The 10612-nt window shown below is 37.8% G+C and carries 5 protein-coding genes and 2 pseudogenes; all 7 read left to right on the top strand.

The genetic code is table 11. The features are described 5' to 3' along the window. A partial coding sequence (locus FC814_RS23705) for an IS1 family transposase (protein WP_071528444.1) occupies positions 1-60 on the top strand: 60 nt, incomplete at its 5' end. Positions 61-76: 16 nt separating this feature from the next. Next, a pseudogene (locus FC814_RS21200) lies at positions 77-514 on the top strand (amino acid permease); the annotation flags it as partial. Between the two features lie 1097 nt (positions 515-1611). Then, a complete protein-coding gene (locus FC814_RS21205) occupies positions 1612-3960 on the top strand; it encodes an EAL domain-containing protein (protein ID WP_137326426.1) in 2349 nt (782 codons plus the stop codon). 30 nt (positions 3961-3990) lie between these two features. Continuing rightward, positions 3991-5304 carry a GGDEF domain-containing protein gene (locus tag FC814_RS21210; RefSeq protein WP_000562843.1) on the top strand — a complete coding sequence of 438 codons (1314 nt, stop codon included), beginning with the start codon at positions 3991-3993 and terminating at the stop codon, positions 5302-5304. Positions 5305-5388: 84 nt separating this feature from the next. Beyond that, complete coding sequence (gene bcsA, locus FC814_RS21215) at positions 5389-7503, top strand: UDP-forming cellulose synthase catalytic subunit (protein WP_137326427.1); 2115 nt, start codon at positions 5389-5391, stop codon at positions 7501-7503. Positions 7504-7547: 44 nt separating this feature from the next. Next, positions 7548-9869, top strand: a complete 2322-nt coding sequence (gene bcsB, locus FC814_RS21220; protein WP_137326428.1) for a cellulose biosynthesis cyclic di-GMP-binding regulatory protein BcsB — start codon at positions 7548-7550, stop codon at positions 9867-9869. A 112-nt stretch (positions 9870-9981) separates the two neighbouring features. Next, positions 9982-10612: pseudogene (locus FC814_RS21225) on the top strand (cellulose biosynthesis protein BcsC); the annotation flags it as partial.

Raw genomic sequence — 10612 nt, forward strand, 5'->3', positions numbered from 1 at the left:
TCGGTGGAGCTGCATGACAAAGTCATCGGGCATTATCTGAACATAAAACACTATCAATAAGTTGGAGTCATTACCTTTATGTCGTACCAACGCTTCTGGTACGCCGGTTAATGGTTATTTTCTGACTCTGGTGCTGGTGGCGATCCTGATTATGCTACCGACTCTCGGCATCGGTGATATGAACAATCTCTATAAATGGCTGTTGAATCTTAACTCGGTAGTGATGCCGCTGCGTTATTTGTGGGTATTTGTTGCGTTTATTGCTGTTGTTCGCCTGGCGCAGAAATATAAACCAGAGTATGTCTTTATTCGTAATAAGCCGATGGCAATGACCGTCGGGATATGGTGTTTGGCCTTTACCGCTTTTGCCTGCCTGACAGGAATTTTCCCTAAAATGGAAGCCTTCACTGCAGAGTGGACATTCCAATTGGCACTGAACATTACTACGCCATTTGTCCTCGTTGGGCTGGGGCTGATATTCCCGCTGCTTGCACGTAAAGCGAATACAAAATAGTCATCATGCCCCGGTTCGCCGGGGCTGTGATATCAAATAGACTAAAATTAGATCAGGCCTGATAAGGCAAAAGTTAAGTTTTTCTTAAGAGATGAAAGAAAATCAACTCTACCGTGATAATACGAATTTTAGTTATCGGAGATCATTATTTTTAGATATGGTGATAGTTTTAATTATTGGTTATTTTGCAAGTTATTATTTTGGGCTCTGGAGTAAACTCTTGCGCATAGTAATAACATGATTTTTACGGCTAAATTTTCAACAAAGATTGGTAATGTAAACTCGTATTTTTTGATCTGCATCAATGAATTCGCACGTTGCTAATTATGGTTAAATTTGCTGAGAATGATTGCGGTTATTGTTTGGATATGCAGATGGTATATTGATTTATCGGTGTAATATTCTGACAAAATGAAATTTTATAGTGTTTTAATCTGACAAAAATCATCTCCCGACAGAATCCGCTCATACCTGGTGTAGTTCACAGTCTTTTTTTTATAAATAAAATAGTGCTCTGATGTTGCATCTATTGTTTTATCAAACGCGTATTCCTGAAAATATTTATCTGTTAGGGTGATGGACAAATTACAGTCACTGGCAGTGAAATTTTGATGCCCACTATCTGACTGAACCTTACCTTAAGGTTATTAATTAATATATTTTTGGCTCAGAGAGCCGTATTACACATGTCTCAAAAAAGATAAATAAACAGAAAGGATTACTCACAATAGATACTAATAACACTTTTGGATAGTTATAGAGTAGAAGCCACGACTCAGCAGGATGTAGTAGCTGTGTTGTTATAAGTTAATTTTTTCATGGCTAAATTATTTCGTTGAAAAATTAACGAAAGGCGGTAGCGTGGGTGAAAGATACAAAATGAGTGTTACATATAACAATATTACCTTGGTTAAAATAGAATGAATGATAATCACTTGTGGAAATTAAGAAAAAAGTAATCTTCTCATCATGATATATTTTTATATGGAATAGTGAAATTAATAAAATCATAAAGAGGAGGGCAACATCGTCTAATATACAGAACGTTATACGATATGATATGAAGCTATTAATAACATTTTAGTCAGAATGCCAGTATGTATAGCATTACCGAAAAATTAAACTCAAGATTTAACACTGCGGTTATATTAGCTGTTACTGTCTATATTGTCTTGTCATTTATTACCGCAATTGATTTCCATAAAAAAATAGCAGAAAACTCTGCACAGATTAACCTTATACTCATCAATAACAATTTGAATGATTTTTTTTCTAAAGTTGAAAAAGAGGCTGATGCATTAAAAGATGCAATCTATCTGTTACATGATGAAGATGAAATAAAGCGAGCAGTCCTTCATCGCATGAAAAAAATAGACGCGGTTAATTTAGTAGGGATAGTGCTCAATAATGGAAAATATCTTAGCTTTATTCGAACTGAGAATGGGGAGGTAAAATTTCTGGGGCAATCAGAACCCGGTAAACCTTTTATTGGTGACGATGGTGATATCAGCGATAACTACTTTAATCCGGAATCACGCCCATGGAATAAATTACCGAGGGGGACTTATTCAAAATGGTCACCATGGTATAATTGTTATGGTATTGCCGGAAAAAAATGTTTTTCGTTTTCACTACGACCATCCGAAGAAGAAAAAAATTCATTTGCTTTGAAGTTAATACATCTGGATCTTGATGAAAAATATTTCAGTAATTTTTTAAATAAACTGGGTGGTGATTCTGATATTTTATTCATGGAACAAAACAAAAGGATTATGGTGGGTAATGAAAAATCAATGTTACATCTTATTGTCCGTGATTTATCGGGAAGTTATAACATAAGCAATAATAGTGGCAACTATACAGACAATGTTATCTCACTCCCCAGGCTTCCTGATGTCAGATTCCATTATTTCCACTATCAAAAATCAGAAGATACAAACATCAATAAATATTTTACACTGATGTTTTTATGTGGCTTGGTTTGTTTCTGTTTATTATGGTATATCGTTGAAAAAATAACAAGAAAAATCAAAGGTGAATCCAGCAAACTGATAGAACATCTGAAAAAATTAGCTAATTCAGTATACCGCAACGACACAATTGATATTGTGCAAAATGACAGTGGTGAGATTGTTGAACTCAAAAAAATCATTAATAATATCAGCGATAAATACAAGGAGCGTATGGACCGATTACTTAATCTTGTGTCCTATGAACAAGGAAGTTGCTTTTATATTAATAAGGCTATTATTGAAGCTAATAATAAAACCTATTTGGCAATTGGTATGCTTTGCATCTATGGATTAGAGTTTGTTGAAGCGGTATATGGAAGTCAGAAATTTCATGAGATTTTTAATGATATAAAATCTAAGATATCACAAAAATATTCAAAATATTGTGATATCGTAAAAATCTCAACTGAAACATACTTGTTGCTATGTTACACTGATTGCGAAGAGTTCATCGAAAAATTATCGGTTTTAAACTTTCCTGAACATATATTTTGCATAAGAAATATATATATCCACAAGATTGCCATTTGCGAAAATTTTTCAGGGGAAAATGTATCGATTTATGAAAGGAAACTGAAACTGGCATTAACAGCTATGCGGGAAAATAAAGAATCTGAATTTATTTTTTATGATGACATCAAAGTCCATGAGCTTGATCAAAAGGTCTGGGTGGCAGGAAATATAAAAAAAGCGATTGCGAGTAATGAGCTTTATTTAGTATATCAACCGATTGTTGATATGGATAATAATAGGGTTGTAGGCGCGGAGGCGTTATGTCGCTGGTTGTCCTGCGAAAATGGGGTAATACCGCCATCAATTTTTGTACCTGTTGCTGAAGAAATAGGATTAATTAAAGAACTGGGTGATTTTGTTCTCGAAACAGCTATTAGCGAATTTGGGGTGTTTAGTTGTGAATATGAGGTTGCTAACGATTTTCTCCTGCATATCAATGTTTCTCCCTGGCAATTAAATGAATTTGACTTCCACACTCGTGTTCTTACTTTAATTAATGCATTTGGTGTAAATGCTGAACAAATCTGCCTGGAGATCACCGAATCAGCAGTAAAAGATATAAATGATAGCTTTTACAATAATATAAATATTTTAAAAGAAAATGGTATCAAGATTTCCCTTGATGATTTCGGAAGTGGATTAGCTGACCTGAAAAAACTTTATAAAGTAAGACCTGATAGCATTAAAATTGATTCAGAGTTTACCTCTGGTATTTTCGATGAAACTAACAAGGTTGTATATTTTATATCCAGTCTTGCTCGTGAAGAAAATATGCCGGTAATAGCTGAAGGTGTTGAAACTGAAAGTCAGGCTAGAGAGTTGCAAAAATTAGGATTCTCTCATGTTCAGGGATACTTATACCAGAAACCGTTACCGTTTTCAGAATGGCATATAGACAGCAAACCGAAAAAAAGAAAATAAAGCAATGTTCAAATATAAAAAAAGGCGGCAGTGATCTGTTTTTTGTATTTTTTGTGCGTCGCTGTAGTAACTTGTTATTTATACACCATTTATGTTAAAGGCCGCATTAATTCGGTGAAGGTATCTATTGTAGATAGTGGGCTTGCAATAGCTAATGTTTCTGAGTATCGCCGCTCAGTATCTAATAATATATTTTATGAACTTGAGGTTTCGCCAGAAGAGTTGTTAAAAAAAATACGCAATAGCTTTGCTGGCTATGAAAACCCTGGATATTTGTATGATCTCGGTCCTTATATGATTAGCGATGGTAAATGTATCAAAGTCACAACGAAAGGGGATAATTTTTGTGACGACATAGTTTCCTCTATTCGGGTAATTAATGAATTTGAAAGAGGCATTATTAGCTTAAAAAATAAGTGCTATGTTTATTATGCTCATCCCATTGCAAAACGTACAAGTTTGATATCAGTGGTAGATCCTGAACGTTATTTATCTTTGATAAGAAATCAATCAGGGGAACGAGAAGATATCTATGTATCATTTTATGATATTAATGATAATGAAAAGAAAATCGCAGGTGATGATTTTTTGATAAATGATGCAGTATTTGAGATGTCAGCTATCACTCTGTCGTATTCTTATCTTCCAGAAATGATGTTTATTGTTGCCTATAAAAAAAGTAAATATCTATATATATGTGCGTTTTTCGTTTTTGCATCGGCAATATCTGCAGTCATAATGTATGTTTATTATGTTAAATTATTGCGTGATATTATAAATAAGGGTAGATTGGAAAAAGAATCTATATTGTCGAATCATCAATATGATTTACGTGGAGAAAATCTATTCTTTAATACGGAAGAGATTAATGCAATTCGAGAGATATATGACTTTGGCACTTGTGATGCATTAACCAGGGCTTCTGGTCGCCGGAGTTTTGATAAAGAAATCAAGATGCTGAGAAAAAGTTTTGGCTACCTGTGTCTATTTGATGTGGATAAATTTAAAACCATTAATGATAAGTTTGGTCATTTATTTGGTGATGAAGTACTCATCAAACTTGTTAATATCATTAAAGAAGAGTTACCCCGTCGTGAAGGGGAAATATACCGGTTTGGCGGTGATGAGTTTGCTATTATTTATTATGAGAAAGATAAAAATAAGCTATCAAGAATTTTGCACAGAGTTGTTCATTTCGCCATTGGTGGGTTAAATTGTAGTTGCAGTATAGGTGTTGCCAGCACAGATGAGTGCATGAATAACATTGAACGGTTGAAATTGCTGGCAGATGAACGGTTATATAAAAGTAAGCAAAATGGCCGAGCACAGATAACGTGGTGTTGATATTTTAATTTGCATGGCATTGGTCATCGATGTTTACAAAAATCACACAGTTCAAGTTATATTATTAATGAATCGTTAAGTGCAATGCTCATAAAAAATAAAGTAATATTAAACAAAATCCTTTTGGTTGTTGCTATACTGCTATGTTTTGTTTTTTTATCAATTGTTGAACAGCCCCTTGGATTTTATCAACAAACATTATTTTCAATTATTATTTGTATCGCTGCTATCTTCCTTAATTTTCTCAAAGGAAGGATGATTACTCTGATTCTAATGGGTGTTGGAATACTCATATCATCCCGATATCTATGGTGGCGTTACTCTTCTTCAGTAATCCTGGATGAATTTCCAGACTGTTTATTTTCAGTCACGCTATTAGTTGCTGAGACGTATGCATGGTTTGTTTTATTACTTGGTTACTTTCAGGTTTGCTTCCCGCTGAACCGAGAAAGTATACCCTTACCAGAGAATAAAGAAGAATGGCCCGTTGTTGATATATTAATCCCCACATATAACGAACCCTTTACAGTCGTGAAGAATACAGTTTATGGTGCGTTGGCCTTAGACTGGCCAACGGATAAATTAAATATCTGGCTCCTTGATGATGGCGCCAGGGACGAGTTCAGGAAATTCGCGAACGAGTCAGGAATTTACTATGTCGCAAGAGAAACACATGAACATGCTAAGGCCGGAAATATAAATAATGCGCTTAAAATAGCTAATGGCGAATTTGTTGCTATTTTCGATTGCGATCATATACCCTCGGTTTCTTTTTTAAAGAAAACGATGGGCTGGTTTATCGCCGATAAAAAATTATCTATGTTGCAAACACCACATCATTTTTTTTCCCCCGATCCTTTTGAGCGAAATTTGGGACAGTTCCGGCAAAAGCCAAATGAAGGACACCTTTTTTATGGATTAATCCAGAATGGTACGGATACATGGAATGCTTCATTTTTTTGTGGTTCATGTGCAATCATCCGTAGATCTGCTCTGGATGAGGTTGGAGGCATTGCAGTCGAAACAGTAACAGAAGATGCGCATACGTCGTTACGCTTGCATCGTGCAGGTTATAGCTCTGCGTATCTTCGCTATCCTCTGGCTGCCGGGCTAGCCACCGAAACATTGTCTGCTCATATTGGACAACGGATTCGGTGGGCTCGAGGCATGATTCAAATCTTGCGTATTGACAATCCATTATTGGGCAAGGGGCTGACATTATCACAGCGCCTTTGCTATCTCAGCAGCATGATGCATTTTTTATCAGGTGTGCCACGCCTGATTTTCTTGTTCGCACCGTTATGTCCTATTTTCTTTTCGGTCAATCTGATCGATGCATCAGTTGCAGATATTATGTCTTATGTTTTACCTTATCTATTGGTTATTATTTTAACTAATTCAAGAGTACAAGGTAAATACAGACATTCATTCTGGAATGAGATTTATGAAATGGTTCTGGCCTGGTATATTACGCTACCAACGCTTGTAGCTTTACTTGCGCCAGCAAAAGGTCGTTTTAACGTTACGGCCAAAGGGGGACTGATAAAAAATAAGTTTGTTGACTGGCGAATTTCCTATCCCTATCTTATTTTTGCTATTTTAAATGTAATCGGGCTGATAATAGGTGTTATTAATGTTTATAGTTTGCAAGGGCATATTGCCATCTTGAATTTGTTTTGTTTAATCTGGTTGTTTTATAATGCAATTATTATTGGCGCAACTTTGGCTGTTTCTATTGAACAAAAGCAGGTGCGTTTTTCTCCCCGTATTGATGTTTCTTTCAAGGGCGTTATACAACTGGATGATGGACGGCGCTATCCTTGTTCTGTTCTTGATTTTTCCGAAGGAGGATTAGGTGTAATCCTTGATAATATCTCCGACGTAAAAGATATGCTTAAAGCACAGCAATTGTCTCTTTATCTGGATGATAGCAACGGGAAATGTGATATTCCGGTAGAAATAGTTCATGCTTACAATAATAAAATTGGTCTGAAGATTATGCCAATGAGTTATGAACAAAGTGTTAATTATGTAAGAGCAACGTTTTCTCGTGATTCATTATGGCAAGAGTGGAATAATAAAATTAGACGGGACAATATTCTAAAGAGTTTTTTTGAAATATGTTTCATCTCTCTGAAAGGTTATTGCAATATGGTTTTTTATATTCTGCGGACGCTGAAAAGCAGTTCCAAAAGTTAGTTCTAATTTCTGACTGCTAATTAAATATATTGTTTGTGTTTATTATGGTTGTTGAATTTTTTAAAATGGAAAGAAAATTTTTGAGATTAAGTGCTGCGATAATTGGCTTGGGGTTATTATGTTTTTACCAGGCAAATACAGCATCGGCTACAGATACAGTAATCAGTAAGTCTTCCTCTGGAGAAGTATTACCATCTATCCAGAAGACAAATATCTCTGCTTATGCGAAAGAGTCGTCTCGCCATTTTAAACTCCCATTTACACAAATCGCACCAGCTCCAGGAAACATAGTCCTGAATGGCGTTAACCCACAGGGGCAAATTGAGTTTGGTATGCGTAGCGATGAAATAGTATCAGAAGCAAAACTAAAACTTGAATACACTCCATCACCGTCGCTGATCCCTGTCCAGTCACAGCTTAAGGTCTATCTTAATGACGAGTTGATGGGGGTATTGCCGATTACCAAAGAACAACTGGGGAAGAAAACGCTGGCGGAAATAACTCTTAACCCATTGTATTTTTCTGATTTTAATCGCTTGCGCCTCGAATTAATTAGTCACTACCAGAGCGCCTGTGAAAACCCGACCAGCAGCAATTTGTGGCTTGATATTGGACGTACCAGTGAACTTGAACTGGTATTTCAGAGACTTAATCTGAAAAATGATCTTTCATATTTTCCTGTACCGTTTTTTGACCCGCGAGATAACCGCACTAATACATTGCCGATGGTTTTTGCAGGTACTCCTGAGACTGGTTTGCAGCAGGCATCAGCTATTGTCGCTTCGTGGTTTGGTGCGCAATCTGGCTGGCGTGGTCACCGATTTCCGGTTTTCTATAACCAGTTACCGGAAAGTAATGCAGTGGTCTTTGCCACTAACAATAGACGCCCGGACTTTCTGCGCGAGCATCCGTTGGTGAATGCGCCTGTTATTAAAATGATCAGTCATCCACAAAATCCTTTTATCAAATTGCTGGTACTTTTGGGCCGCGATGACAAAGATTTATTACAGGCGGCAAAAGGCCTTGCACAGGGAAATATACTTTTTCGCGGCGATAGTGTGATCGTAAATGAAGTGACGCCGTTACTGCCGCGTAAACCTTATGATGCGCCAAACTGGGTACGTACTGACCGTCCTGTAACTTTCGCAGAGCTTAAAAATTATGAAGGGCAGTTACAGGCAAGTGGCCTGGAGTCTGCGGCAATTAATGTTTCATTTAATTTGCCACCTGATCTTTTTCTATTGCGTAATCGTGGGGTTGATATGAAGATTAACTATCGCTATACCACGCCAACGATAGGTGGTTCACGCATGGATGTCAGCCTTAATAACCAGTACCTTGAATCTTTCCGGCTAAGTCCGCAATCTGCTACCGATAGATTGTTGTTACGTTTACCGTTATTGCAAGAATTGTTGGATGGTAATAATGGAATTACCATTCCTGCGCTGACGTTGGGGGCGCTTAATCAATTGCGATTTAATTTTGAGTACATTAATACAATGCCGCGTTCTGATGCTGATAGCTGTATTATTTCCAGGCCTCTAAAAAATCATGCGGTTATTGCAGATGATTCCACTATCGATTTTTCAAAGTACCATCACTTTATCGCAATGCCAGATTTACGCGCTTTTGCCAGCTCAGGCTTTCCATTTAGCCGCATGGCCGATCTATCAGAAACGGTTGTGGTTATGCCTGAAAATCCTGGTACAACGCAAGTTGAAACATTATTAAATACCCTTGGACTGATTGGTGCTCAAACTGGATTTCCGGCAATTAATCTGACAATTACTGATGATATAGGTTCTGTCCAGGGTAAGGATTCAGATATTCTGCTTATAGGAACACTTCCGCAAGAATTTGCAGATAAACAGCAAATTAATCTGCTCATTGAGGCAACAACGAGTTGGGTAAAAAGCCCAATGCGGAACACTGATTACGCAAAAATTATGGCAGATAAAAACGATCAAAAACCTGAAATACAAACAACTATAAATTCCCCATTGCCAATGGCGGCGATAGTTGGTTTTCAGTCCCCATATCATGCCCAACGTAGCGTAATTGCTTTAATGTCCGAGGGATCACGCGGCGATACGCTACTCAACAATGCGTTAATTAATAGTACAAAACGCGGCAATATTTTTGGTTCAGTCGCGGTTATTCGCGAATCTGGCGTCAATAGTTTACAGGTTGGAGATACTTATTACGTTGGGCATCTCCCCTGGATTGAACGAGTGCAATATGTGTTAGCCAGACATCCCATTCTACTGGCAGTCCTGGCAACTCTCAGTGTGGTGCTATTGGCGTGGGTAGTATGGCGTCTGTTACGTACCATTAGTCGCCGTCGTCTGAACCCTCATCAACAGTAATTCATCATCATTTCTATTTTGCGGCTCCATTCTGTCCTGACTTTATACAGGCAGGGAGCTGCGCCCGTTCTGTTTTTAATAAAAAGTGAGTTAACACCTGATTGAGGCAGGCATGTACAAATTCACCCTAAATTTACTCACAATATCCCTTGGTTTGGCGGTAATGTCGATGGCGAAAGCCACTCCAACTGCACACAAGCTGTTAATGGCGCAGATTCGGTTAGGCGAAGACATTCATCGTGAAGATCTGGTCGAACAGTCGCTTTATCGTCTTGAATTGGCGGAACCTGATAATCCAGATGTCGTTGCGGCGCGTTTTCGCTATCTGCTGCGTAAGGGGGATATTGAAGGTGCGCAAAAACAACTTGCCAGACTTTCCCTGTTCGCTCCTGATTCAAAAATATATAAAGCATCGCGCACGGCCATGCGACTTTCTTCGCCTGAGGGGCGTCAGGCACTGCAAATGGCACGCTTACAAGCTATCTCCGGGCGACATAAAGAGGCTATCGACAGTTACGACAAGCTATTTAACGGGGCACCGCCAGATATCGAAATGGCGCTGGAATACTGGGGGGCAATGACGCAAATTGCCTCCCGTCGCAACGAAGCGATTCGTCAGTTGAAAATACTTAATATTGATAATCCTGACTCTGGTGCCATATTTGTGGCGCTGGGCCAGGCATATTCTCAGAATGGCGATCGTGCTAATGCGGTGGCGAATCTGGAAAAAGCCCTCGCGCTGG

The organism is Escherichia sp. MR (assembly GCF_005280595.1).
GTDB classification, from domain to species: domain Bacteria; phylum Pseudomonadota; class Gammaproteobacteria; order Enterobacterales; family Enterobacteriaceae; genus Escherichia; species Escherichia ruysiae.